The organism is Pedobacter sp. B4419 (genome assembly GCF_059693725.1).
The window spans coordinates 2,403,116-2,429,733 of the sequence record NZ_JCASSL010000001.1 but is presented as its reverse complement, the minus strand read 5'-3'; the positions used below and the strand labels follow the sequence as shown (position 1 = coordinate 2,429,733).

The following is a 26,618-nucleotide window of genomic DNA, read 5'->3' as shown; positions in this document are numbered from 1 at the left end:
TATTTATAAAAATTTCAAGGCCTCATGAGGCACAAAAGGTGCTACATTGCCGTTATTACGTAAAATATCACGAACGATAGTAGAACTAATGGCCGAATATTCCGGCTTGCTCAGCAACAAGATCGTTTCCACGTCTGGATTCATGGTTTGGTTGATCTGGGCAATGGCACGTTCGTACTCAAAATCTGATGCAGAACGAATCCCCCTAATCATGTATTTGGCATTAATTTTCTGACAGAAATCTATCGTTAATCCTTCGTACAGCTGTACTTCCACGTTAGCAGAAGAAGCAAAAACAGTCTTTACGATTTCTTCTCTTTTTTGTGAAGAAAGGAAATTCTGTTTCGAACTGTTCAGACCAATGCCCACTACAATACGATCGAACAAGGGTAATGCTCTTTTCAAAATATCTACATGTGCGATAGTGATAGGGTCGAATGAGCCAGGAAATAACGCTATTTTCATATTCAAAGATAGCGATAGCATCGATTGACTCCAAAGACTAAAGGTAGAGGGCTGAGGGTGGAAGGCTAGCGAACAAGCTATCCCCTTCAGGGAGGAAGAAAATGAGTTGAGCATTTCACCTGTTCTGTCTGTATGAGTTCCAGTTGCGGAGTTTTTGAAACTTTGCAAGTATAGCCCAGCTGATAACTAAATATAATTTTCTATTTTTAAGAACCTATAATCTACTTACTATGAAAAAAATATTTTTAATCCTCTTGGCAGCCCTTATGTTCTGTCAGGAAAAAAGCCATGCAAATGTTCGCTTGCCTGCTGTAATTGCAAGCAACATGGTACTGCAGAGGCAAACTAATGTCAATTTATGGGGCTGGTCTGATCCCGACGAAAAGATTTACATTACTACTTCCTGGAACAATAAAAAAGATTCGGTAACTGCCGATGGTAATGCGCAATGGAAACTAAGCATCGCCACGCCAGCTGCTGGTGGCCCTTATACCATTACAATTAAAGGTAATAATCAAATTGTATTGTCTAATATCCTTATCGGAGAAGTTTGGGTGTGCTCGGGGCAATCCAATATGGAATGGAGCAGCTATCAAGGCGTAAAACAAATGGTAGAAGAATTGCCGAAAAGTGCCAATGACCAGATCAGGTTGTTTCATATCCCAAAAACCACGGCAATTACGCCTCAAGACGATTGCGTTGGGCAATGGAAGGTTTGTGGACCAGAAAGTCTCAAGGGATTTAGTGCCATTGGTTATTTTTATGCCAAAAAGCTACAGCAGGAACTTGGGGTGCCAGTAGGCATCATCAATGCCAGCTGGGGCGGTACACCGGCAGAAGCCTGGACAGCCGGTCATGTAATTGCCAATAGCGAACCTTTAAAAACTGCAGCTTCCAAACTAGAAAAAACGCCTTGGTGGCCCGTAGAGCCTGGTCGAGCTTATAATGCCATGATCAGCCCTTTGGCAAACTTTAATATCGCAGGAGTAATCTGGTATCAGGGCGAAAGCAATACCAAAACCTATAGCACTTATCGGCAATTATTTACAGGTATGATTGCCGATTGGCGCAAGCAGTGGCAAAAAGAATTCCCTTTCTATTTTGTACAGATCGCACCCTTTAAGTATGAGCTGACAAATATTGGTGCATTGCTTAGGGAGCAACAAAGCAAATCGCTAACAGCGCCAAATACCGGTATGGTTGTCATTACTGATCTGGTAGACAATGTTGGCGACATCCATCCCCAAAATAAACTGGATGTGGCCAACAGACTGGCTAAACTGGCATTGGCCGAAACCTATAAAAAAGATATTGGTGCGTATCAAAGTCCGGCTTTTAAGAAAATGGAGCTGAAAGACAATAAAGCAATTCTATTTTTTGATCATGCAACTACAGGCTTTATGGTTAAGGGAAACGCAAAACCAAGCGATTTTTACATTGCTGGAGCCGATAAGGTATTTCTGCCAGCCGAAGTAAAATTAGAAAAAGACAGGATAATTGTTTCCAATAAGGGTGTTGAAAAGCCTTTGGCGGTTCGTTTTGCATTTGACAATACGGCCATGGCCAATGTATTTAGCAAAGAAGGTTTTCCGATAGCTCCCTTTAGAACAGACGATTGGGAAGTAGAAACGAAGCCGATTAAATAACCGGATCAAAAAAGCTGAAAGACGAGTTGCCGTATTTTCTGGTATGTGAATAACCGGGTTGCTGCGCTAGTTTAAGTAAGGGCGGATGTTCCACGATTAATACTCCATTAGGATTAAGCAATTTGTTTTGGGCCACCAATTGGGGCAACAAAGGGATATTGGGCAGATCGTAAGGCGGATCGGCAAAAATAATGTCGTAAGTATGGTGCTCTTGGGCCAAGAATTTAAAGGCATCGGCTTTTTGTGCATCAATGGTTTCAAGCTCATATTTGCTGGCCACGTCTTTTAGCCAGGCTACACAGCCAGGATGCTTGTCTACAGATCGTACTGCTTTAATGCCGCGAGAAGCAAATTCAATGCTCACGCTTCCCGTGCCGCTAAAAAGGTCGAGCACTGTGCATTCATCAAAATCGTAGGTATTGTGCAAAATATTGAACAAGGCCTCTTTCGCCATGTCTTTAGTGGGCCTAACCGGTAGTTTGGCAGGCGCATTGAGCTGTATGCCTCTTAATTTCCCCCCAATTATTCGCATTGATCCAAAGCTAATAAACTGCTGTAGTAATGGCTTGGCATGTCGTCAAGGATATCCTGATTGAGCTCTTGCTGGTTTTCAACAAATTGGACTTGCGTAAAATATTTGGCCAAGCAATTGTATCTTTCATCGCCTTCGTGAACAATGCCACTCAAATACAATGCAACTTCTTTAGGCTGAATATTCAGTTGACTAAACATGAGCAAAAGATAGTAGTTAAACTCGTCGAGGTTATCAATTTCATAGCATTGCTGAAAAGTAGCCTGGCCCTCTTTGAGGTAAAGTACCTGAAAAGAACTGGCGGTAAAATCTATCAATAAAGCAGTTTCCTTGATGTGTTGAGCTAAAGCCAACAAACCTGCATCAAGGGTAAACAATTGGCTCAGGTTAAAGCTGTTCAGGGTATCTTCGGTAGTTTTCGACAGCGCAAAAACAGTGGTGAAACCAAAATGATAGTGGGCCTGCTGGTAAAGGTTTCCGGTATGCGAACCAATAAAATAGGGCGTATGATTGGCTAAATTCGCCTCTTCGTACAAGTCGTTCGGTACGGCAATCACGTTTGGCGTGTGCACGGCAACCTTAACTTTTTGGTAAGGCAAATTCAGGTAATGATCTGTTTTTAATCGATCGGCCAGTTTTTGAAGCCCGTTTTCACATTCCTGCTCATCAAAAACAGCATTTACCTGTTGGGTCTCCTTATTGATAATGGCATAAGAAAAACTATCCTGACCAACTTTTACCAACAAATTACAGGCAGATGCCGTAACGGGATCAAAGTTAGGGTCGATTAATAATATGCTGTTGTTGCTGCTCATGTATGGACAAAAATAATTCTTTTTTCTATAACATTACCATTGCATCTTTGCTAAATGGATAAAGCCGATTTAATTGCCCAATCATATCCTTTTGAGCCTACCGACGAACAATTGGTCTTTTGTGCCAAGGCCGCTGCTTTTTTAGCAGATGCCCGAACCGAAAAATGTTTGGTGCTGCGGGGCTATGCCGGAACGGGTAAAACTACCTCTGTAGCCGCTTTGGTAAAGGCTTTGCCCCAGTTTAGGCTCAATGTAGTGCTGTTGGCACCAACAGGTCGGGCGGCCAAGGTTATCAGCTCTTATACCAACAAGAGGGCATTAACCATCCATAAAAAGATCTACCGTAAAAAAAGTGCGGTAAGCACCGAACTGGCTTTTCAGCTGGCACCCAACTTGGCCAAAAATACCTTGTTCATTGTCGACGAAGCCTCAATGATAGCCGATGAATGGAACGTACAAAATGCTTCTTCGTTTTTAAAAGACCTCATCGAGTTCGTTTTTCAGCCAAGTCCCGATGGAAAAGACAAAAACTGCTCTTTATTGTTTGTTGGCGATACCGCCCAGTTGCCACCGGTTGGAAGTATAGATAGTCCGGCACTGAACGAAAAGTACCTCAGCGACAATTTTCACCTCAATACCACCGCAGTCGAATTGAAAGAAGTAGTGCGTCAGGAAAAGAAATCTGGCATTTTGGCCAATGCCACCATGTTACGCAAGCTGATCAACAAATTTAGCACCGAACAGAAAGTGTTGCCTAAGTTCATCACCAAAAATTACAAGGATATTTTTAGCATGACCGGCCTAAAAATGGTCGAAGGTTTAGAATATGCCTACGGTAAATTTGGCATAGAGAATGCCTTGGTGGTTTGCCGTTCCAATAAATCTGCCAATGTGTATAATAACCAGATCAGGTCGAGGCTGCTCTATCGAGATGAAGAATTGAGTGGGGGCGATCAGATTATGGTGGTACGCAACAATTATTTTTGGTTGCCAGATAACCAGGAAACTGCTTTTATTGCCAATGGCGATATGGCTAAGGTAATAAGGGTGCGTAGGGAAGAAGAACGCTACGGGCTGAGATTTGCAGAAGTACAATTGGAATTCCTCGATTTCCCTGAAATAGGTAGTGTAGACTGCAAAGTAATTTTGGATACCCTGCAGGCTGAGACTCCAAATTTGCCTTACGAACAGAACAAGTTGCTTTTTGAAGGCCTAATGATCGATTATGAGCACATCAAAACAAAGAAAGAAAAGATGGAAGCCATTAAGCAGGACCCTTACTATAATGCCTTGCAGGTTAAATTCGCCTATGCGGTAACCTGTCATAAAGCCCAAGGTGGCCAATGGGATGCCGTATTCGTAGATCAGGGCTATTTAACAGACGACATGGTTGACCTGGATTTTTTGCGTTGGCTGTATACTGCCGTTACCCGAGCCAAAAGAGAGCTCTTTTTAGTTAATTTCTCGCAAAAGCTGTTTGCTACGCAACAAGAAGTCGATTAGGCCAAAGGCAATAAGATAGTAAAGGCAGTGCCTTTGTTTTCTTCGCTTTTCATCAACAGCCTTCCTCCATGCTGCTCCACAATCCTTTTAGAAATATGTAGCCCCAAGCCTACAGATTTTTCGCCTTTTAAGCCTGTACGGCCAGCTTTAGAAAACTGTTCGAAAATATGGTGTTGCAGTTGCTGTGGAATGCCAATTCCTTGGTCGATTATTGCGATGCATACATTTTCATCGTGCGTATTGAGCTTGAGCGTTAAAGGTTTTTCTGGAGCTGAGAATTTAAAGCCATTGCTGATCAGGTTATCAATTACCCTTTCTAGTTTAGAACGGTTAATTTGGGCAAATGCGATTACATCAGCACCGACAAACTGTAAGTCTCTGTGCTGGTTAGCTGTCCATTTTTTTAAAATAGCCTGTAAAAAGGGTGCAAGAGCCAAACGTTCTGTTTTCAAAACCGGTTGATCCTGTTTAACTACTTCCATCAGGTCGTTAATGATCTCTTTGGCTTGGCTTGCGGCCGTAGCAATCAATTTTACTTCGCTGTTCTTTTCGTCTTCGGCCAGCAAGAGGCTGCTCAATACCTCTATATTGTTTAAAGGATTTCTTAAATCGTGGGCAACAAAGGCTAAGATTTCTCCTTTTTGTGCATTTAAATGCTGTATTTCATTATTCTTTTCTTCCAACTGCTTCAGCCTTACAAAATGCATCGACTTAAAATAATAGCTGTACCTTGAAAAGCCCAGCAATATGAAGCCTAAAATAAAAGCCGCAATCACATTCATTATCTTCTCTTGGAATGTAATCTTTGGCAAAACCATGCTCAGTATAAATACAATCACGATAAAAATGGCAATTCCTAAAATCTCACGGTGCTCGATGGCAAAAAACAGGCTTACGCATACAATGCCAATTAAAAACATGGTCAATGTATTTTTGGTGTTGTGCAAGGAAACCGTATAGCTCACGCCAAAGGTGATGAGAAGTATAAAAAGAATAAATAAGATGGTAAGTACCCGCCTCTGTTTGATTGTCCATTTAGTTGATCGCAAAGCAATGCTGCTCAGCAAATAAAAAACAAATGCGCCCGACAACTGTATCCAGTTTCCCAGAGAATGCTCGGCATAACTCTGTATTTGGATCACCTCCTTATAAAAAACAAGGCTGGCTACTCTTGAACAAAAACTAATAATAAATAGGATGGTGCTTAAGATCTTGATCTGCCTTAAATTGGCCAAGCTGTAGAACTGCTTAAATGCTGTGGCAAATTGTTTGGGCGTTCTATAGGTAAAGAATGTAAGCAAATGAAAAAATTAAGGTTTAAAAATACGAAAAACCTCATTCTTGTGCATGTAAATGTTCTAAATCTTTACAAAAAGGCATTCTAAAAAGCGCTAAACAAAAAATGTCACCCTGTAGGTGACATTTTTTTTCGCATCAAATAAATAAATAAAAGTCTTTACTACTTATCCGGTTACTCTAACGTTGCCTGCTTCAGGTCCTTTTTTACCTTCTTTAACTTCGAATTCAACTTGTTGGCCTTCTTTTAAAGATCTTAGTCCCGAAGATTGAATGGCAGAATGGTGGCAGAAAATATCCTTGCCGCCGTCCTCTGGCGTAATAAAACCAAAGCCTTTTGCATCGTTAAACCATTTTACTGTACCTGTCATAATTTGTTTTTATTAAAATTGAAGTAGTGAAGATAACGATTTCGATATAAAAGCCTAAAAAAAAATAACACAATTACATTTAAACTATATAATTTTTTAAGCATTGCTCCATAAAAAAGGTGCGACCTAAAAGGCCGCACCTCACAAAAAAAACTCCCTCAAGTAGATTCTACTCACTTACTTATACGTTTAATTTGTACAAAAGGTTTGCTAAACCTAAAAATACTTATAGCTATTTTGTTTAATCTGGCAAAATAAGGCTAATCTCCTGATCTCCAATACTTATGGTGCGTTCTTTATAAAGGCCGCCAATGGCTTTTTTAAAGGCACTTTTGCTGATTTGAAAACGCTCGTAGATTTCCTCAGGCGTACTTTTATCGCCCAATGGAATTTTACCGCCAGCTTCTCTCAATTCTTTTAAAATTACATCCTTGGTTTCTAAAATATGGCCATAGCCTGTCGGCTGCAAAGTCAAGTCTATTTTATTACCAATTCTAATTTTTTTGATCCAGCCCTTTCTTTGGTCGCCAGGCATTAAATTGGCAAAAAGCTCATTGTGATACAGCAGGCCAATATATCGGTTATTGATAATCGCGTTATAGCCCAGGTCTGTTTTTTCACTGATCAATAAGCTAACTTCATCGCCTTCTTCAAAATCAAAATCTTCCTCTTCAATAAATTTATCAAGCCTCGAAGAAGCGATTAAACGTCTGTCGTCATCCAGGTGAAGATAAACTACATAGCCTTCTCCCTGGTGCATTGGTCTTTTTTGTTCGCGAACAGGTACGTATATGTCTTTACCTATGCCCAAATCCAAGAAAGCACCATTCTCGCCAGAATCAACGGCTGTCAAAAAAGCAAAATCACCAACCTCGGCAAAGGCATCCTGAGTAGTTGCCATCAGCTCGCCTGTTTTATTCGCATAAATAAATACTTCTACGTTATCACCCACCTGAATATTTTTGGGTACATCGTTAAAAGGCAACAATACTTCGCTACTCCCATCCGAAAGGCTTAAACCATCAATGTTTTTGCCAACAATCCGTAGCGTATTATATTTTCCTATTTCCATTTTGTTTGATCAGTTAAGCCATTACCTTCAATGGCTATTGCTGCAAAGTTAAGGATATTAAATCGCTCTGCGGATTCTAAAATTCGTGTTGCGGCTATTAAAATTTATTCATACTTAATTTGCAGGACACAAAAAATAATTATTTTTAGCACAGAACTAGAAACTTAAAAATTAATTAATGAGCAATTCAATTCCTACTTTTTTCCTTGGCGATGAGTATTTTATCGATGAGAAGGTAAATTTTTTAAAGTTTACAAACGAGTATAAGGTGTATAACGAGCAGGGTGCGCAAATCGGCATCATTAAACAACGCATGAGCGGCTGGCATAAGTTCCTTACATTGCTCATTAATAAAGCCATGATGCCTTTTCATTTGGAAATTACAGATGTAAACGACCAATTGCAGGCAACTATTAGCAGAGGCTGGACGTTTTGGATGTCGAAAATTACGGTTACAGATCCTGCCGGCATAGAAATAGGGCTGATCAAACAAAAATTCAAGTTTTTCAAGCCTACCTTTATCATTAGCGATGCCTCAACCGGCGACAACATTGCAGAGATTACCGGCGATTGGAAAGCCTGGAATTTTACCATCAAAGATTCTAAGGGAATAGAAATGGGCAAAATCAGCAAAAAATGGGCAGGTGCTTTAAAGGAAATCTTTACTACTGCCGACAAATACAACGTATCTATCGATCCTACTTATGCTGAAAACAAGCAAAAAGTAGCTATTGTAGCTACGGCAATTACCATTGATATGGTGTTGAAAGAAAGCAAATAAACAAAAGCTCGAATAGGTGTTCAGCGCCTGTTTAAAAAAATTAATGATATTTTATTATAGCAAGGGCGGGTGGGGACACTCGCCCTTTGTAATGCTATTGTGGAGTATCCCTACCTGCCAGCATATCCAAAAACAATATTTAACAAGGATTTAATTAGGTGGTTAAATAAAAAAATGCTTTTGCAGCTTTATTTTGACGATTTTCGGAAAACATTATTCGAAAAACAATTGTTCTGAGCATAGTTTTTATTAAATAATAGAGCTATGTCTAAAAATCTATCGAAAAAATCCGAAAAAGAGGCTACAAATTTATCAAGCCCAGTTGCCCAAGAACCCCAAAGTGCACATGCTACACCAGTAGTAGAAAAATATGTAGAAAAGCGTAAAGACAAGGCCGAAGAACAGGCCCAAAAGGAGCAGAGCGAAACACCCACTGTTCCTCAAACCAAATCGGTTTGGGATGAGTGGGTGAGTTACAGGTATGCTATTCTTTAAGCTTATCTAGAGAGGCTTACGAAGTTTTTAGAACTTCGTAAGCCTTTAATTTACTTACTTGCGCTTCGAGCAGGTTCATAATGCAAACCTGGCGACAGCCAATACAGCAAGATCATTCGAGAATAGCGGTAATTAAAGGGCGAAAAAACCAAGGTAGAGCCAAACAGGAGCAGTACAAAGTACCATAGATTCTCATATTCCAATTTTAAACCCAATATGTAGGCCGCCACACTGATTGAGACCATTTCGGCAACATTCATGGCATAGCTTACAAACATGGCTACATAAAAATAACCGGGTTCGCGTTCAAATTTCAATTGGCAATGCGGGCAAAATTCATTCATTTTTTGCGACCTAAAGCCATAAGTAGCACCGGTAAATACTTTTCCTACCCTACAGCGAGGGCATTTGGCATTAGCAAAACCATGCCATTGAGAAATATATAATTCTTTTGTTGCTTTATTTTGTTCCATGGGGTGTTGTATTTAATTTCCTGAATTTTTCGGGCGTAATGCCTTCATATTTTTTAAAAAACTTGATAAAATAAGATTGGTCAGCAAAGTTGAGCTTAGTTGCAATTTCTGAAACCATCAGGTCAAGATTGATGAGCAGGCGTTTGGCTTCTAAAATAACCCGCTCTCTAATCAGGGTACCTGCAGACACGCCCAAAAAATCATTGCACAAAGCATTTAAATGGTTGGGTGTAATGTAAAGCAGGCTCGCATACTGTTTAGGCAACCTCAATTGCGCATAATTCTGGTCTATTAAACGCTGAAAATTTTTAAGCAAAGTATGGTTATATGAATTGCTTGGCGCAGTTTGCATGATATTGCTGCTTCTGGCTACTTCTATAAACAAACGGATGAGCAAGGTCTTTACCAGATCGTCGTTAATGGGTTGCTCGTTTTGGCCTTCCTTTAAAATAGCTTCAAAAATAGAGATGAGGATGTCTTGTGTTTCGCGCGGAAGCTGGATTACCTGCGAATCTGGTTGGCCATTAAAAAAGCTGAAATTTTCCAGGTAATTTGGCTGTAAAAGAAAACTGCTTAAATAATCGCTAGAAAAATTGATGATATAGCCATCTGGCGTGGTCTCAAAATCCCAGCTGTGCACTTGTCCAGGTACCATAAAATAGATCAGGCCGGGCCTTACCCCAAAACGCTTGAAATCTATCTGCTGGCTTCCGCTGCCTTCGGTAAAAAACACCAAATGAAAAAAGGAGTGGCGATGTGCCGAATGCAGGTGCTGATGTTGCTGCGCATAATGCCCAAAACGGCTTACCAGAATGCCGTCATTCTTGTAGGCTTTAAAGTTTTGGATATCATAAACAGGAATATCTGTTTTCATCTGTTTTTGTATTTTAATTCAGCGGTGATGAAGCTATCATGCTTTCCTTAACCATTCCTTTTAGGGTATTGGCAAATCATGATGATCACATACAAAGATACCCTATTTATTTGCGTTGGGAAAGGTGTTATCTCAATTTAAAATGGTACTTTTTACTGTTGATGCAAATTTTTATGTGCTATTGGCGATAAAAAATGCTTATGAAAGGGTAAAATCCATGGCTTCATGGCTTTGCTGGATAATAGCCAAGGGAATGGATTTGAATGGAAACTGGCTCTGGTGGGATAAGATCAGGTTCATGATGTAATCGTTGGAAGGATAGGGGTCTATAGCTGATCGGAGGCTTTCCAAGTTGTTGATGTCTGCATAGTTAGAAATATAGCCCATTCCGTAAAATTTGCCTTTTTCTACCCATAAACAACTTTTCTCCTCATCAGTACGGCCGTGGTCCATCAGTACAAAAGAAGGCAACAGGTCTTGCAGCTCCTTAATAGCCTGGTTTACGCGATAATTATAGTCGTCAACACTTTCTTCGCCTATGCAAGCCCCATTGCATTGCCCGCTGGCATGATGTGTACAAGCGTCTTTTAAGGTTTGGATGAAACAGAGTTTTTCGCACAGCGAATATTGGAGCACCAATTTTCTCAATAGCTCGTGTCCCTCTAACAAGTGATTAAAGCTATATAGTGCATGGCTATCTTTGCGGTATTTGTCTATGCCCAGGCGGATATAGCCCTTTTGGTCTTCGAAAGAATAGAGCGAATATTTTTGTTCAAAGCGTTTCATGGCGCGGTTGTTCGCGGGCCATAGGCGCTTGATTTCGCTGGCTTCCAAAATAAAAGCCATGAGTTCGGTGCCACAGCTTACATAATCGATATGGAAAATGCTTTTTAGGAAATTTTGCCGTTGCTGGCTGATGCTATGGCCACTAAAATGGGTACAAACCCTTTTTTTCAGCTGTTTGGCTTTGCCCACATAAACGACCTTTCCTTTTTCGTCTTTAAAATAATAGACTCCTGGCGTGTTGGGCAACTTGTCAATTTCTTCCCTGCGAAGATTGGGTGGTAAAACCTGGTCCTTAGAACCTTTTTTCAAAGTATCTTCAATCACGCCCAAACTGTCTTTAGCTATGATCATGCCCAACAATGTAGCCGTTGCTTCGGCATCGCCTCCTGCACGGTGGCGGTTATTGATCGGAATACTTAAGGCAGTACAAAGCCTTCCCAAGCTGTAAGAAGTAAACCCGGGAAATACTTTTCGGCTTAGCCTCACCGTACAAAGCTTTTTTACCTGTAATTGATGTCCGCAAGCCTCCAAATGATGCCTCACAAAAGAATGATCAAAGTTTACGTTATGGGCAACGAAGATTTTATCGTGCAGCAATTCATAGATATGATCGGCCACTTCCCTGAAATCTGGCGCCTCGGCCACCATTTCATTGCTGATGCCGGTTAAAGCCTGGATGTGGATCGGAATGTGCTGGTGCGGATTGATCAGTGTTTCGAAGCTATCGATCACTTCTTCGCCATTATGAATGTATATGGCAATTTCGGTAATGCCGTGCGCCGCCGCATAGCCTCCTGTGGTCTCGATATCTACAACTGCATATAACATCTTATTCTCTGTTGGAACAAATATATGCTAAAAAAATTAGTAAACAAAAGCTAAAATAGAAAATGTAAAAGGGGAGATGGAAGATGCTGCGATAGGCCAATCGACGAATCGTTATTGCGATGAGCGTAACGATTTGCAAAGAGCGTAAAGTGTCTCGCTCGTCATCCTGAACTTGTTTCAGAATCTGTCTCCAGTGAGATGCTGGATCGGTGTCTAGCATGACGAATCGGGTGTTCACCCAATGAACTAATCAGCTAAAAGATAAGCTTGGCATACTTAGCGTATTTCTTCCTTTCTTAATGGTTAAAGACCATAATGATAAGGAAATCAAAAAAATACCTTATTTTCCAGCTTTAATCCCTTAATTATGAAATTATTTTACCGTTCCGTTTTTTGCTGCATGTGCAGTTTGCTCTTCGTTTTTAATGTGGCTTTTGCCCAAACCATTTATGTGAACCAAGTCGGGTTCGACAGTAGGGGTGCCAAAATTGCCATCGTCGGTCTTCCATCGCAGTTGGCAAACCCGGGTTCTTTTAGCCTGATCGATGTGGCTACTCAAAAGAGTGTTTTTAAAGGTCAATTGGGTAAGGCTCAGCAGCTGCCCAGTTGGGATGCCAAACAATATTTCTATGAGGCCGATTTTTCAGCCTTTGCACAAAAGGGAAAGTATCAGGTGAGCATTTCTTTTAACAATAAAATCATTGTTTCGGCACCTTTTGAACTTGCCGATAATGCATTGGCTACCCTTACCATTCCATCTATCATTCATTATTATTTTAAACAAAGGGCCAATACGCCTCAAGAATTAGCGGTCGACAAAGCCATTCTGCTTCAGGGAAGCAACCAGGCGGTTGATCTGCGTGGTGGCTGGTGCGATGCCTCTGGTGATGTAAGCAAGTACTTCTCGCACCTGGCCTACACTAATTTTATGATGCCGCAACAGATCCCAATGGTTACCTGGTCTATGGTAGGCACGGCTGAAAAAATTCCGAACTTGTTGCAGCAGTTGGGCGTAGCGGATTCTTTGCGCAATGAAGCCCTGTGGGGCGCCGATTACCTGATGCGCTCCTTGTCAAAAGAAGGTTATTTCTACATGACGGTGTTTAGTTTTTTCAATAAGGAGAACCCTAGTGCACGCCGTGTGGTCGGCTTATTGGCCGATAGCAAAGTAACCGATCAATACCAAAGTGCATTTAGGGAAGGTGGTGGCATGGCCATTGCAGCCTTGGCGCGCATTTCGAGGTGGAAAAAAGATGGCGAATTCACTTCTTCGCAATATTTGGCCGCTGCAAAACGGGCCTTTGCGCATTTATTGGTGAATAATACGAAGTACGACGATGATGGCAAAGAAAATATCATTGATGATTACGGCGCATTAATGGCCGCTACAGAATTATGGATCAGCACGAATGAGAACAGTTACAAAGCCGAAGCCCAAAAGAGGGCTAAGAATTTGGAAAAGCGCCTATCGGCCAAGGGCTATTTTATCGCCGATGACAAAGACCGTCCATTTTGGCACGCAGCGGATGCAGGAATGCCGATTATCGCCTTGGCGCGTTATTTGGATAAGGAAAACAATACTGATTTGAGAAAATCGACCCTTGCTGTGATCAAGAGATTTTTAGATTATCAACTCAGCATTAACAACAATACGGCAAATCCTTTTGGTTATGCGCGACAAAGCTTTTTGCTAAAGGGGCAATACAGGGAAGGCTTTTTTATTCCGCACGAAAATGAAAGCGGCTGGTGGTGGCAGGGCGAAAATGCCCGTTTGGGTTCACTGGCTACCGCTGCGCTCATCGGTGGACGTTTGGTGTACCCGCAACAAGGCCAGCAGGGCGTAAAACCTGAATTGGCCAAGTTTGCTTCACAGCAGTTGGGCTGGATTTTAGGATGCAATCCTTACGAAATGTGTTTTATGTACCAATTTGGCAAACAGAATGTGCCTTACATGGCTTCTATGTTTGGGCATGGCTCAGAAAGGGGTGGCATTTCCAATGGCATTACCGGTGCCGATGGACAGGCCGATGGCAGCGGCATAGATTTTAAAATGCACGCCAATGGCAACGAGTGGCGCTGGACGGAACAATGGATACCACACGCAGCTTGGTTTTTACAGGCGGTAACGGCAATGGCCCAATAAAATATTTTAAAAAAAAATTAGACCAGATATACTAAAGCGTTTCTTAAAGCGTCTATGTATTGAGAGCGTTAATTTAGATGACGGGGATAGGGCCGAGGCCTTCTATCTCCGTCTCTTTTTTAGAGCTATTAGGAGTAAAAAAAAGATTTTGATTCTTTCGATAATTAGAAAAAATAACCGTCTATTTGTTGCGAGAGCGTTAATTTAGATAACGGGGATGGGACTTCAAGTCTTGTCCCCGTTTCTTTTTAGGTCTAAAATACACAGTATTAGGTATTTTGCAATTCGGGGCCAATTCCTACCTTCGCTACTCATCATCAGGTCATGCAACAAAAACTCACCGCTTTTTTACTTTTTACGCCTTTTCTGTTCCTCGCTTTGGTTTGGCAAGAAGTAAAAATAGACCAAAGGACGTCGATAGCCTTTCCAGAAAAACCGGAAAAAGCAATTATGGAGGGAAAGCCAACCTGGATAGCCAATGTCGACTCTACAGCCAAAGTAATGGTCATCGTAAGCGATTTTGCCAAGATGGGGGTAGATGCAAAAACCCTAGCCGAACTGCTGAAAAAGAAAAAAACTTATACCGACATTAAGAATGGCTTTTTGCTGGGCGCTGATGTTGCGGTTGCGCTGAAGGATTCCATTACTACTTTTAAGGGCAAGCCAGCTTATTTTTTAAAGATGGATATGAAAGGCGAAAAGGAAGACTTGAACAAGGCACAATTAATGAATGTTTTTGTGGGAAGCAAAATGTATACGCTCATGTTTTTGGAAAAATACAATACGCAACATGATGTAGAAAGGCTCAAATTTTGGAATTCTTTAAAAATTCAATAAAAAAATCGAAAGGCATACAATAAACTTTCTAAACGAGCGTCTATATATTCGAGAGCGTTAATTTAGATGACGGGGATGAGGCTTATGGCTTTATCCCCGTTTCTTTTTAAAATATAGCCAGCACAACGGAAAAAGGCAGATCAGCCCTAAAATAAAACCTCCCAAAGTATCTGTAAACCAATGCGCGCCCAAATAAATTCGGGAAGGGGCAATCATAATAACCAAAAAAACAGAGATACAGGTTACTATGTTACGCGTGGTTTGAGGGATATCCTTTAGGTTGCGCATCAGGATAATGAGAAAGCCGAAGAAGAGCACATAAGAAAGTACGTGTCCGCTCGGAAAGCTCTGAAACCGGTTGATTTCTACCAAACGCACATAAAATTCAGTTGGCCTCGGCCTGTTTACAAAATTTTTAATAGCTAAAATAATCAGTCCGGAAAACAGGATCTGCGCAATAAAAAAGGCCTCACGCTTATATTTGTAATAGTAGAAAATGAGTGCAACCACAATTACAGACAATAGAGAGTAGGGCAGCTCGCCAAAAAAACTGACTCCCAGCATGATCTTGTCCAATGCATCAGAATGGTATTTTTGCACCAACAAAGAAATGTTGAGATCGAATTTTGGAATGGGATTGTCAACCACATAGATGCTCAGCAGCACAAAACTGGTAATCAGGACTAATAAGAGAATTAAAAGTAAAGTTAGTTTACGCTGCATCAAGGTTGGTGTTTAATCAAAGCTAATCATTTATTCTGAGGCTGTGCAACTCAAAGCCTAAACCTTATTGTTTTAAAATTTGCCTATTCAATGGTGATCCATTGATAGCCTTCGGCATCAAGTGCAATTGGAAGAATGATTTCATAGTTTCTGTTCAGCTTATACAGTTGCTCCGGACCTCCATTCACGCTTATTTTGGCATTTTGCGTTAATCCAGTATAGTAGAGTGGTATTTTAAGGTTACGTGTTATTTTTTCCTTGAGCGGGTTAAATACCATCATCAGGCCTTTTTGCTTGAGTAGTGGATTAACATGCAGCCAGCCGTCCCAATCCCTGCCATCAGCCCTGCGCAGATGGATAAGGTCGCTGTTTAGGATTTCCCTGTATTTTTTGTACCAACTGATCACTTCGCTTACCGTATTTCGGGTTGCCTCGGTATCGTACAAGCGTGGGCCACGATAGCAGGCCTGTACGCCAGCCCCATAATATTGCATCATCAGTTGCTTATAATCGGAGAGGTGTGCCGATAGGGGCTCTAAAATGGCTTCAGGTCCGCCACCTTGATATTTTGTTAAGGGTACAAATCCCCAGCTCATGGATGGTGTCTTTTCCCAGTTTCCATCAAAAATGTTTTGGCGGTTCAGTATTTTTTGCTGTTCGCGAGGCAAAGAAAAATTAACTTCGCGATAGCCTAAGGAAACTTTATTCGTTCCATCTAACAAATACCAGTCGGGAGCATTCACATAAATGCCGTTTTCATTGCACCACCGGTACAGTTCTTTTTGGATTTCCATTTGTTTCCATTGCGAATCGTCTTTGTCTTTGTGGCCTGGATGTGTAGTGGAAGCACAAATATCCCCAGGATAGGGGCCGTCGTTTTCCCAGATGTTAAAACCTGTTTTGCTTAGAAAGTATTTGATTTTATTGCGATAGCCCAAACCCCATTTGCTGCCGAAGCAGGGTGCGTTGCCGAAGAACGAACCTCCAATCTTTCCGGTTTTTGGGTTCACCACATCATCTTCCTCGCTAATGTGGCGGGAGCTAAAAAGGGAATAGCTGCCAATCAGAATTCCCTTGCTGTGTGCAAAATCAGCGATTTTTTTCCAATGGCTGATGTTCTTGGCCGTGGTATCTTCCATATTGCAATGGCTGCCAAAACTCATGATCAAGGCTTCATAGCCTGTATTGGCGCACTGTTCGATGGCATTCCTCACTTCCTCGTCATTCTTGCTTACCAAATGCATAAAAATCGGGTTCTGTGTAGTCCATGGCACAACGGTTCGGTACATTTTCCTGATCATTAGTCCTTTTCTCTCCCGGTCATAAGTATCGATCAATAGCTCATGGGTTCGGATAGATTTAAACGTTTCTTTGGGTGCCAATACCAGGCCAGGTGCATTTTCTGGGTAAACTTCTAATAAAACCGGACTTTTATAATCGTAATTTACCTGTGAGGTATAGGTCGTGTCTTTATTCCAATGCGTGGTTTGATCGCTAATTTCGTACTGCATGGAATTGTTAAAAGCATAATTGGACTCGATGTAAATGCCATGCTGTTTTTTCATCTGCGCTTCGGTGCCCACTACGGCACTTTCTTCATCTACAACACCCAGCACTTCGTTAACTACTCTATCTATTTTAATGGCCTCATTGCTGTTGTTTTGAATAGAAAGTGATTTTACAATCAAAGGCAAGCCATCATAAAGCTCATAATGTACCGCAACCTGAATGTTTTTTAAGTCGGGATTGTTGCTCTCCAAATAGAAAGTGAGGCGTTTGCCTGTCGCTTGTTTTTTGTTTGATGTCCAGGTATTGGGTTTCCAATTGAGATAGGGGCTGATGTTTTCGATCTGGAAGTTTTTATACACAAAGTCGGCCTTGCTGCTCAGTTCGCTTGTCCATTGGGGCAGGTAATACGCATTTTCTTTTTGGCCATAAAGCCCGCCTACATGATAAGCCTTGCCATTAATGGTAATTTTGGCTTCTGGTTTGGGTGAGCGGAGCAATTGCTGCCCGTTGCTCATGTTCTTCAAATCAACGCAGGCTAAACCTGGAACCAAGGCAAATTCTCGGCGTACATAACCATTGTAAAGGATAATTCCCTTTTTATTGGCAGTATAATAAATAGCGGCTTTTTGCTTGCCGGGGGTAACCAGCCAATCTGTTGGGCTTAGCTTTTCAATAGCAGCAGTATAAAGCTGCGGTGTTTCTTGGGCATGTAAGCCCAATTGCAAAAGAAAGAAAAGCGCAAAAAAAGTTTTTATAGGTTTCATAGGTAGCAGGAATTAAAAATCGACGACAGCTTTAATTAGGTTATCCTCTTGAATATAAAGATTTTCGAACTGATCGGCTAATTGATCAAATGGAATTCGGTGGGTAATGTAACCCGAGGTATCAATCAATTTGGCTTTTAAAAGATCGATTACCTTTTTAAAATCAACCGCTCTGGCCGAACGGCTGGCTTTTAGGGTAATCTCTTTCCGGTGGAAATTGGCATCGTCAAAAACTACATCGCCAATAAAAAGTCCTACAAAAACAATCGTTCCACCTGCCGCTACATAATTAAAAGTGGCTTGCATTGATGTTTTATTGCCAGTTGCATCGAAAACTATGGTTGGCAAATCGCCAGCTAGTCTTGTTTTCAAGTCGTCAATTACCGATTCGCCTAGCAAGAGTGTTTCAATTTCAGGAAATTTCTGTTTCACAAAATCCAGTCGTTTCTGGTTGATATCCAAGGCCACAATTTTAACATCTTCCAGTCTGGCAATGGCCATTATGCCCAAGCCAATCGGTCCTGCACCAATTACCAATAACGTATCGCCTGCGCTTAATTGTGCCCTTTCTACCGCATGGCTGCCGATGGCAAAGGGTTCAACCAAACAAACCTGATCTGGCGGAAGATCGTTGGTGAGGTGGATATTTGAGGCTTTGTAGGTGATGTATTCTTGCATGGCGCCATCTTCGTGAACACCTAATACGGTCAATTGACTGCCGCAATTGGTTTTTCCTCTGCTAACGGCCTGATCGATCACCGGATTTCGGTAAGGTTCAACCGTACAGCTATCTCCAGCTTTTAAGGCTTCAACATCGTTGCCAACGGCTATTATTTCGGCGGCAATTTCATGCCCCAGTATTCTTGGATAGCTAAAAAATGGCTGATTTCCTTTAAATGCATGCAAATCGGTGCCACAAATGGATACATGCTTAATTTTTAAGAGGACTTCATCCGGCGCAGGTGCATTGGGTTTTTCTTTGGTTAAGGCAGTTAAAGTGCCTGGTTCTTTTAATATAACGGCTTTCATAAGTAGGGTATTTGTTAATTGAGGTGGAAAACTTCTTCCATTGGGCTCCAAGTCTCTTTTTTAGCTGCGGCATCGGGCAGAGGCAACTGTGTAGGCGCGGTTTCTTTCCACCAACGTTGCGTAGTGGTATCTGCGGCCATTTTCTTCATATCAGCAGTAAAATCAGTGCCTGTATATTCAAAATAGCTGAACAGGTAAAGTTTGCCTTCTATCTCTTTTAAATAAATAGAATAATTTTGAATGTTGCATGCTTTGATCTTTTCGGCCACAGCTGGCCAAATGTTGCCATGGAGCTGTTTGTAATAGGCCAGTTTTTCAGGCTTTAAGCCAGTAATTGAGCCATAGCGCACAATTTTGTTTTTTGCTATTGAGCTGATCGATGATTTTTTTTCCGACCCATTGTTGCACGATGCCAGAAAAAAGAAGATGAACAACATTGTCGATAAAAATTTTAGTTTTTTCATGTCATTTGATTTTAACAGTTGATCAATCAATTGCCTACGCCGACTTCGCTTACGGTGGCCTCATCTATAGATTCTAAGATCTGAAGCTTGATATACCTGGTTTTTACGCTTGGAAAAGTGCTTACTTTAAGATCGGCTGTTTTGTTCCAATTAGCTGTTTTGATTTTTTGAAAGTTTTGATTGTCTGTTGAAACAGCTAATTCGTATTTGGTAATAATGCCACTGTATCCTTTCAATTGGGCTGGTAAATAGTAGAATTTACTAATCGTTTCTTCAGTCCCCAAATCGAGAACAAGATAACGATCCTGATTGGCCGAAAATTTCCAATAGGTTTGGAAAGCGACAAATCCACCTCGGTCTCCAACTAAATCACTGATGCCATCAATCATCACAGTTGCTGTTTTTTGGTTAAGCAGTTCAGCTATCGGCGAACCGTCGTCTGCCGGACCTGCAGGTTCTATAAAAGTTTGGCCGTTGGAAGAGGTAATCCCTTTAGGCATGAGGTAGGTTTGTAGCATTGCAGGTTGTTTGGGCAGTGGCAATCTACCTTGTGCAGGTTTCCATAATTTGCCAATAGCTTGGAGATGTTTTACGGCTTCGTCATCAAAAAGTCCATCTCTATTTGGACCAATATTGATCATGTAGTTACAGTAGGCGGGTACCACTCTTTGCAACTTATCTAAGGTATAATCAATATTCTTTACTTGTTTTGGTGCCCCGGGATGCCAAAACCAGCCATTGGTGAGGGTAAGTGCCATTTGGGAAGGATAGCCATTGTTGCTCAGCGGATAGATACCCTTAGGACCTTCATAATACACAATATCTGTTTGTAAGGGACTGTTGCCATTGTGTTCACTTACCAGGCAGTTTGGCTGTAGTTTTTTAATGTGGTTATAAATGCGCTGATAGGAAATTGCCCTGTGTCCCATTTTCCAGTTCCAACCATCAAAAATAATCATGGGGATTTCTCCATAATTGCTTAGCAGTTCTGTTAATTGGTTGATCACAAATTCTTCTTCTTTCGGTCCGCCATTTTCTATGCCATTATGCCTGTCCCAAATAGAAAAATAAAGGCAGGGCTTGAGGCCTTGGCTACGGAAGGCTTTTACATATTCGGCTACCACATCTCTTTTTTGAGGACTATTGCCAATGTCGTAATCCGTATATTTCGAATCCCAAAGGCAAAAGCCATCATGGTGTTTGGTGGTTAATATACCATAGGTCATCCCGGCAGCCTTGCAGGCTTTGGCCCATTGGTTGCAATCGAGTTTTGTTGGGTTAAATTGCTTGGCATCATGATCCGGCCTTGCCCATTCTTCGTCGGTAAAGGTACCCATGTTAAAATGCATCATAACGCCAAATCTCAAATCGACGAAATTAGACTGGAGTTGCTGCAGATTTGTTTGGGCTAGAGCATTGCCCGTAAATAGGCCAAATAACAAACCTAAGCATATGCTGTTTTTTGTGGTCATGGCAGATTTAACGGGTTAAATTAATGGAACATCAGTAGCCAGTCCATCTAATTCAAGCTTAATAATGTAAGTCGATTCATTAGGTAAGCCTTTAGGTATTTCTATTGAAATCTGATCGCCCTGCACAAATTTAATCGCTTGGCCATTTAAGGTTGCCTTTAAAATTTTCCGGCCGGCAATAGGTTTTAATGTAAGATTGGTCAAGTTGTTGTCCAATACATGCAGGTAGATTTTATTGTCTTTTCTGGTACAGGCATAATTAGCGGTTGGCAAGTAAGGACCGCCTTTTGTGCCATATACAGCTTCTCCATTTTGCTGTAGCCATTTGCCTATCTCTTGCAGGCGCTCAATTTGCCTTGCTTCAATTCTTCCATCGGGCATCGGGCCAACGTTGAGCAGCAAATTGCCATTGCCTCCAGCAGTTTTAGAAAGGATTTCGAGGCATTGCTTTAAAGGTTTCATTTTATCATTGGGTTTCCATGCCCATTGGTTGCAAATGGTGAAACAACTTTCCCAGGGGGTTGTCATGTTTAGCTTGCCTACTACCTGCTCAGGCGTATCGTAATCGCCTATCATTTTGGAAGCATCTATGTTTTTATTTTCCATCGCTGCAAATTCTTTCCCCAATCGGTTATTGATAATTACATTTGGTTTTAATTTTTTGAGATAAGCATACAAATCTTTTCCCATTTCATCAGTCCAAGGTTTTTCCCATTGGCCATCAAACCAGAGCATGTATGGGTCGTATTTGGTAATGAGCTCTTTTAACTGGTTTTTCATGTAAGTTATATACCGGTTCATATCCGATTTTGGATCGATCTGTTGGTCTTTTGGCGAATGGATCGGATAATCGGGATGATGCCAGTCTAAAACCGAATAGTAGATACATAACTTGATGCCTTGTTTTTTGCAGGCCTTGGCCAATTCGCCTACAATGTCTTTTTGATAAGGCGCGCTCATGATGTCGTAATCAGTATAAGCCGTTGGCCACAGGCAAAAGCCATCGTGGTGCTTGGCTGTAATGGTCAGGTATTTCATGCCGGCATCTTTGGCCACCTTAACCATGGCATCGGCATTAAACAATACGGGATTAAATTCTTTATAAAGGTTGTCATAATCGTCAACTGCCACCTGATTGCCACGGCTCCAGCCAATTTCGGTTCCTCTTAACGCTACAGGTCCCCAATGGATAAAGAGGCCAAAGCGGTCGTTCATAAAGTTGTTCATCAATGTTGCATCAGCCTTTAGCTGAGCATTGGTAGTTAGCGTCCATAGCAACAACAGCCAAAGAATGCTTGTTTTTTTGTTTTTCATAGGGGTAGTTTATGTTTATTTATTTTGCGGGCATGTTAATTACGTTGATTTCATTGATAGACGGTGGTGTCGTTGCTTTTAAAACCTTGAAGCGAAGTTTGCTTGTTTTATAGTTTTGGGGCAAACGGATCACTTTGCAGTCGCCCATGGGTTCATCGCCGAGGTAAATGGTTTGCCATTGGCCTTGTTGCATCACATCTACGCTGTATTGCTGGATGCGCGGCACCCTGATTTGCGAAAAGCCATCGGGCAAATCTTTGGTGTCTTGGTATTCGAAGATGCTGATCTTATTGAAAGCTTGATTGGGATCTAAGTCCATTTCAATGCTGGCTAGCGTATCTTTTGCCAACCAACGGCTATCGAGTTTGCCATCGTTGATTGCCGATGCCTCCAAGGCCTTCCCTTTTTCCTGTCCAACGCTTGATGCGCTAACAGGTGTGTTGAAAGAAATAAACTTCCCATTGCTGGGCAGGGGCTTTTTTAAGGATAAGCCAAGTCTTTTGCCCAGACTGATCACTGCATTGGCCTCATATTCCCTAATGCGGCCAGTTTGGTCTGGAGGAACGTTGATCACCAGGCTATTGTCGTTATCGGTGCACCAGTAGAATAGTTCTTCGAGCTCGTCAAGGTCTCTGGTAGGGAGTTGGGCGGCCTTTTGAAACCAATTCCAGCGTTTGCTTAAACAAAGCGTATGCTCAAAAGGGAGGTAATAGGATTGACCTTGATGCAGGTATTGTTTCTTATCGAATTTGGTGATCAGTTTGGGGTCCCAAAGCCTAAAATCTGAAGGAAAATACTGAAAAAAGTACTTGTTGTCTTCGGTCATGTTAGATGGAACCATATAATTTCTTTTGCCTTCGGTGCTTTCTATGGTATGGTTTACGCTTACGGCACAAGCTGGATTGTATTTTTTAACGAGCCGATAAACCTGGTCAATCCCCCAGTTTTCTGGTTTCCTGTCCCAGCCACCATCTAGCCAAAGCTCGCAGATGTTGCCATAGTTGGTGAAAAGTTCTGTTAGCTGGTTCAGCATGTAGTTGATGTATTTTTGCGGATCTTTATCTTGGTACGATGGTTCATGCCTATCCCAAAGCGAATAATAGATGGCAAATTGAATTCCATACTTTTTGCAGGCATTGGCCACCGCCTTCACCACATCGGTTTTTACCGGCGATGAAGCCACATCATAATCGGTGTATTTGCTGTCCCATAAACAAAAGCCATCATGATGCTTGGTAATGAGCAGTACGTACCTGAAACCAGCTTCTTTTGCAGTTTTAACCCATTGATCAGGATCTAACTGGGTAGGATTATAGCTGCTTACGGGCAGTTTGCCATCAGACCATTCGGTTTCGTTAAAAGTATTGATGCCAAAATGGATAAACATGCCATAGCCACGCTTGATCATCGCTTTTTGGGCCAGATTGGGTTGCGTTGATGGTAATTGCACTTGTGCAAAGCAATAGTTAAATGCTAAAGTGAGGATGGAAACTATAGCTATTTTTTTCATGGCAATTTAATTAAGCTGAGTGGTTTATAAATCATTTACCTGAATGTAAAATACAAAGTAGCCATTACTAAAAGAAGCAAAAGAGACAATGTTTTGTAGTTGCCGATACCTGGCCAACCCTTGGCTTGAAGCGGTTCCCAGATAGATTTCCAATAGAGGTTTTTGCTCTGCGTAGTGTGCTGCATCGGGTAGATGTAGGAAAATAGGATTTGTAACAGCACACAGGCGCAAAACAAATAAAAAGCCATCATCATAAATGAAGTTTGGCCAATAAAGGTTGCCGGATCAAGTTTGTTCACGGCAAAAACGGTAATCCCCAGTAAAGAACCTAGCCATAAGGTAAGTTGGGCAGCTTTTGCTGAAGCTTTCTTCCAAAAAACGCCCAATAAAAAGACACAGGTAATGGGTGGTGCAATATGTGCAATAATGTCATTGATGCCTTCAAAGAGGCTTCCATAGCGGTTGAGCAATGGCAGCAAGGCCAAAGAAAACAACAGGGCAATGCCCGCCGAAAGCCTACCAACTTTGACTAGCTTGGCATCACTGGCCATAGGTCTATACCTTTTGTAAAGGTCAAAACTGCTTAAGGTGGCAATAGAGTTTAGGGCACCAGCAATTTGGCTCATCAGTCCGGAGAGCAAAGCTGCCACCAAAATGCCTACCAATCCCTTCGGAAGCAATTGAGTAATCATCAAGGTGTATATGCCCTTGGTATTTAATACTTGTTGACCATCAGCGCCCGCATGTTGCAAACTGCTCAGGTCGATGAGGTTGCTTTTGTAAAGTGCGTAGGCAAACAAACCAGGCATTACAAAAATAAAAACAGGCAGGATCTTGATAAAGCCACAGAATAAGGCCCCGGCTTTGGCATGATTTTCATCTTTCGCGCCCAAGGCTCTTTGTACAATGGTTTGATCGGCGCACCAATACCAGATACCCAATATGGGATAGCCCAGAAAAACGGCAACCCATGATAAACCGCTCTTGTCGCCAATTGGCCTTACCATGCTCAGTTTATCCATTTCGCCCTCTGTTTTCAATACAGTGGTCAAATGATCCCAGCCGCCCATTTTATTCCAGGCAAAAAAGGTAATGATAATGGCCCCGGCAATCAGCACTACACTTTGTATGGATTCGGTAACTACCACGGCCCGCAAGCCACCAATAATGGTATAGAGCCCTGTAACTGCAGCAATCACAATAATACTGGTGTACATGTTGATGCCAAAAAGTGTTTCTAATACGATGCCACCAGCCAAAAAAGAAAAGGCAATATGAATAATAATGGCAGAGATGATGGAAATGAATGCCAGCCAATCGCGACAAGCCCTGTTGTAGCGTTTTTCGAGGAAATCGGGTAGGGTAGTTACGCCAGATCGAATATAGAACGGAATAAAGAACAAGGCCAACAAAATAAGCGTAAAAGAGGCCATCCATTCAAAATTACCATTGAGCAGGCCGGTATCAAAACCGCTTTGGGCAAGGCTTACCAAATGCAAACAAGAAATATTGGTGGCAAACAAAGCCAGTCCGATCATGGGCCAACGGAGGGTTTTGCCGGCTAGAAAATAGTCTCCCGAAGAGGTGGTTTTATCTTTCTTTTTGCGCATTCCCGCCCATAAACCTATGCTTACGATAAATAAAACATAGCAAATGGTAATGATGATGTCTGTTGTACTGATCATAATGCATCAATTAAGTCGCAGCTGCTCCCTGGTTCTTGAGGGGTAACATATACGCCGTTTTCTATGTTGACAGGATTGACAAAATATTGCTTGAGGTGCGGAATGTGCTCTAAGAACAAGGCTTTATGGCTCATGGCAATATGGTTGAACAACACCAAGTGCTGATGTAGCTGACCCATGTCGCCCACATGTGGCACCACCGGAATGCCAAATTTTTTGCTGAGCAGGCTAATGGTAATAAACTCGCTCACGCCACCAACCCTTACGGCATCTGCCTGAATAAAGCCTGCACAACCCGTTTGCAGGTAATTTTTAAACAACACCCGGTTAGGCACATGTTCGCCCAGCGCTAATTTGATGGGGGCAATTTCTTTGGCCAATGTTTGGTGCGCCAATATATCATCAGGGTGGGTAGGTTCTTCTATCCAATAGGGATTCATCTGTTTAAGTTCGTTGCAAATGGCAATGGCTTTGGGCAGGGTCCATTGCTGGTTGGCATCGAGCATCACTTTCATTTCATCTCCGGCTTCTTCCCTTACAATATTTGCCCTACGGATATCATGCAATGGATCTTGCGCACCAACTTTGAGTTTCATGGCCTTAAAACCGCTTGCAATGGCCTTTTGGCAGTTGATCCTAACTTGTTCATCACTGTAATTGAACCAGCCTACAGAAGTGTCATAGCCAGGATAACCCATACTGATGATTTTTTCACGGTCTTTTCTACTGGTCATTTGCGCGGTCAGCATTTCAATGGCTTCTTCTCGGGTCAATACGTCTTCCAGGTAGGAGAGATCTAGGGTATTTACCACTTCTTCTGGACTAAGGTCAATGAGCAGCTTCCAAAGCGGAACACCTCTCTTTTTTGCCCAAAGGTCATAACAGGCATTGGTAACGCTGGCCAAGCCCAAGTGTACTACGCCTTTGTGTGGCCCCAGCCACCTGAACTGTTGCTCATTGGCCAGTTCGTAAAACACTTGTCCGAAGTTGTGCATCAGCTCTTCAATGTCTTTCCCTTTTAGTTTTTCGGCATAAAATTGGGCAGCCTTGCAAACCAGGTCATTGCCTTCTCCCAAAGAAAAAGCCAAGCCGGTACCTGTATGGCCACGCTCATCTGTAAGCTTGGTTACGGCATACGCGTATTTGGGATTTTTGTGTACAGCATCGCTGCCTGCACCATCGGCTAGGGCATATCTTGCATCTTGTAATTGAATATGGTTAATCATAGGTA

Annotated in this window: 24 protein-coding genes; 6 read left to right on the top strand and 18 right to left on the bottom strand. The window is 41.9% G+C overall.

All coding sequences use genetic code 11. The annotated features are described in order from the left end of the window. Nucleotides 1-3: 3 nt before the first annotated feature. Nucleotides 4-465: a pantetheine-phosphate adenylyltransferase gene (coaD, locus tag AC570H_RS10090; protein WP_497354289.1), complete on the bottom strand. Its 462-nt coding sequence runs from the start codon at nucleotides 463-465 to the stop codon at nucleotides 4-6. A gap of 230 nt (nucleotides 466-695) precedes the next feature. On the opposite strand from coaD, the gene AC570H_RS10085 reads away from it, so the two are divergent. Beyond that, a complete protein-coding gene (locus tag AC570H_RS10085) occupies nucleotides 696-2,111 on the top strand; it encodes a sialate O-acetylesterase (RefSeq protein WP_497354287.1) in 1,416 nt (471 codons plus the stop codon). On the opposite strand, the gene AC570H_RS10080 is transcribed toward AC570H_RS10085, so the two are convergent. Further along, nucleotides 2,104-2,643, bottom strand: coding sequence for an RsmD family RNA methyltransferase (locus AC570H_RS10080; RefSeq protein ID WP_497354285.1), 540 nt, complete (start codon nucleotides 2,641-2,643; stop codon nucleotides 2,104-2,106). The genes AC570H_RS10085 and AC570H_RS10080 overlap by 8 nt on opposite strands. After that, nucleotides 2,634-3,458 carry a DUF3822 family protein gene (locus AC570H_RS10075; RefSeq protein ID WP_497354283.1) on the bottom strand — a complete coding sequence of 275 codons (825 nt, stop codon included), beginning with the start codon at nucleotides 3,456-3,458 and terminating at the stop codon, nucleotides 2,634-2,636. The genes AC570H_RS10080 and AC570H_RS10075 overlap by 10 nt, the downstream gene beginning before the upstream one ends. A gap of 54 nt (nucleotides 3,459-3,512) precedes the next feature. Between AC570H_RS10075 and AC570H_RS10070 the strand changes: the two genes are divergently transcribed. Next, complete coding sequence (locus tag AC570H_RS10070) at nucleotides 3,513-4,961, top strand: ATP-dependent DNA helicase (protein ID WP_497354281.1); 1,449 nt, start codon at nucleotides 3,513-3,515, stop codon at nucleotides 4,959-4,961. Here AC570H_RS10070 and AC570H_RS10065 read toward each other — a convergent pair. The 3 genes from AC570H_RS10065 to AC570H_RS10055 all read right to left on the bottom strand — a co-directional run bounded on the left by AC570H_RS10065 (nucleotide 4,958) and on the right by AC570H_RS10055 (nucleotide 7,700). Beyond that, nucleotides 4,958-6,262: a sensor histidine kinase gene (locus AC570H_RS10065; protein WP_497354279.1), complete on the bottom strand. Its 1,305-nt coding sequence runs from the start codon at nucleotides 6,260-6,262 to the stop codon at nucleotides 4,958-4,960. The two genes, AC570H_RS10070 and AC570H_RS10065, sit on opposite strands and share 4 nt — an antisense overlap. Nucleotides 6,263-6,424: 162 nt before the next feature. Then, nucleotides 6,425-6,628 (bottom strand): cold-shock protein, encoded by a 204-nt coding sequence (locus AC570H_RS10060; protein WP_497354277.1) that lies wholly within the window; start codon nucleotides 6,626-6,628, stop codon nucleotides 6,425-6,427. A 241-nt stretch (nucleotides 6,629-6,869) separates the two neighbouring features. Beyond that, entirely contained in the window at nucleotides 6,870-7,700 is an 831-nt protein-coding gene (locus AC570H_RS10055; RefSeq protein ID WP_497354275.1) for a CvfB family protein, read from the bottom strand. A gap of 178 nt (nucleotides 7,701-7,878) precedes the next feature. Between AC570H_RS10055 and AC570H_RS10050 the strand changes: the two genes are divergently transcribed. After that, nucleotides 7,879-8,481, top strand: a complete 603-nt coding sequence (locus AC570H_RS10050; RefSeq protein WP_497354273.1) for an LURP-one-related/scramblase family protein — start codon at nucleotides 7,879-7,881, stop codon at nucleotides 8,479-8,481. Between the two features lie 264 nt (nucleotides 8,482-8,745). Next, nucleotides 8,746-8,976 carry a hypothetical protein gene (locus AC570H_RS10045; protein WP_497354271.1) on the top strand — a complete coding sequence of 77 codons (231 nt, stop codon included), beginning with the start codon at nucleotides 8,746-8,748 and terminating at the stop codon, nucleotides 8,974-8,976. Between the two features lie 50 nt (nucleotides 8,977-9,026). On the opposite strand, the gene AC570H_RS10040 is transcribed toward AC570H_RS10045, so the two are convergent. The 3 genes from AC570H_RS10040 to AC570H_RS10030 all read right to left on the bottom strand — a co-directional run bounded on the left by AC570H_RS10040 (nucleotide 9,027) and on the right by AC570H_RS10030 (nucleotide 11,937). Continuing rightward, nucleotides 9,027-9,449 (bottom strand): DUF983 domain-containing protein, encoded by a 423-nt coding sequence (locus AC570H_RS10040; RefSeq protein ID WP_497354269.1) that lies wholly within the window; start codon nucleotides 9,447-9,449, stop codon nucleotides 9,027-9,029. Further along, entirely contained in the window at nucleotides 9,436-10,323 is an 888-nt protein-coding gene (locus tag AC570H_RS10035; RefSeq protein WP_497354267.1) for an AraC family transcriptional regulator, read from the bottom strand. Before AC570H_RS10035 ends, AC570H_RS10040 begins: the two co-directional genes overlap by 14 nt. A 198-nt stretch (nucleotides 10,324-10,521) precedes the next feature. Further along, complete coding sequence (locus AC570H_RS10030) at nucleotides 10,522-11,937, bottom strand: exonuclease domain-containing protein (RefSeq protein WP_497354265.1); 1,416 nt, start codon at nucleotides 11,935-11,937, stop codon at nucleotides 10,522-10,524. 367 nt (nucleotides 11,938-12,304) lie between these two features. On the opposite strand from AC570H_RS10030, the gene AC570H_RS10025 reads away from it, so the two are divergent. Then, nucleotides 12,305-14,080 (top strand): glycoside hydrolase family 9 protein, encoded by a 1,776-nt coding sequence (locus tag AC570H_RS10025; protein WP_497354263.1) that lies wholly within the window; start codon nucleotides 12,305-12,307, stop codon nucleotides 14,078-14,080. 324 nt (nucleotides 14,081-14,404) lie between these two features. Next, complete coding sequence (locus AC570H_RS10020; protein ID WP_497354261.1) at nucleotides 14,405-14,917, top strand: hypothetical protein; 513 nt, start codon at nucleotides 14,405-14,407, stop codon at nucleotides 14,915-14,917. A 90-nt stretch (nucleotides 14,918-15,007) separates the two neighbouring features. Here AC570H_RS10020 and AC570H_RS10015 read toward each other — a convergent pair whose 3' ends face one another. From AC570H_RS10015 to AC570H_RS09975, 9 genes are all read right to left on the bottom strand, one after another. Then, nucleotides 15,008-15,640: a phosphatase PAP2 family protein gene (locus tag AC570H_RS10015; RefSeq protein ID WP_497354260.1), complete on the bottom strand. Its 633-nt coding sequence runs from the start codon at nucleotides 15,638-15,640 to the stop codon at nucleotides 15,008-15,010. Between the two features lie 83 nt (nucleotides 15,641-15,723). Beyond that, nucleotides 15,724-17,913, bottom strand: a complete 2,190-nt coding sequence (locus tag AC570H_RS10010) for an alpha-galactosidase (RefSeq protein ID WP_497354258.1) — start codon at nucleotides 17,911-17,913, stop codon at nucleotides 15,724-15,726. Nucleotides 17,914-17,925: 12 nt separating this feature from the next. After that, nucleotides 17,926-18,942, bottom strand: coding sequence for a zinc-binding alcohol dehydrogenase family protein (locus tag AC570H_RS10005; RefSeq protein ID WP_497354256.1), 1,017 nt, complete (start codon nucleotides 18,940-18,942; stop codon nucleotides 17,926-17,928). A gap of 14 nt (nucleotides 18,943-18,956) precedes the next feature. After that, nucleotides 18,957-19,406 (bottom strand): L-rhamnose mutarotase, encoded by a 450-nt coding sequence (locus AC570H_RS10000; protein ID WP_497354254.1) that lies wholly within the window; start codon nucleotides 19,404-19,406, stop codon nucleotides 18,957-18,959. 26 nt (nucleotides 19,407-19,432) lie between these two features. Further along, nucleotides 19,433-20,878, bottom strand: coding sequence for an alpha-L-fucosidase (locus AC570H_RS09995; RefSeq protein WP_497354252.1), 1,446 nt, complete (start codon nucleotides 20,876-20,878; stop codon nucleotides 19,433-19,435). Nucleotides 20,879-20,893: 15 nt separating this feature from the next. Further along, complete coding sequence (locus AC570H_RS09990; protein ID WP_497354250.1) at nucleotides 20,894-22,192, bottom strand: alpha-L-fucosidase; 1,299 nt, start codon at nucleotides 22,190-22,192, stop codon at nucleotides 20,894-20,896. Nucleotides 22,193-22,211: 19 nt separating this feature from the next. Next, a complete protein-coding gene (locus AC570H_RS09985) occupies nucleotides 22,212-23,702 on the bottom strand; it encodes an alpha-L-fucosidase (RefSeq protein WP_497354248.1) in 1,491 nt (496 codons plus the stop codon). A gap of 35 nt (nucleotides 23,703-23,737) precedes the next feature. Beyond that, nucleotides 23,738-25,387, bottom strand: a complete 1,650-nt coding sequence (locus tag AC570H_RS09980) for a sodium:solute symporter (protein ID WP_497354246.1) — start codon at nucleotides 25,385-25,387, stop codon at nucleotides 23,738-23,740. Further along, nucleotides 25,384-26,613 (bottom strand): enolase C-terminal domain-like protein, encoded by a 1,230-nt coding sequence (locus AC570H_RS09975; protein ID WP_497354244.1) that lies wholly within the window; start codon nucleotides 26,611-26,613, stop codon nucleotides 25,384-25,386. Before AC570H_RS09975 ends, AC570H_RS09980 begins: the two co-directional genes overlap by 4 nt. Between the last annotated feature and the right edge of the window lie 5 nt (nucleotides 26,614-26,618).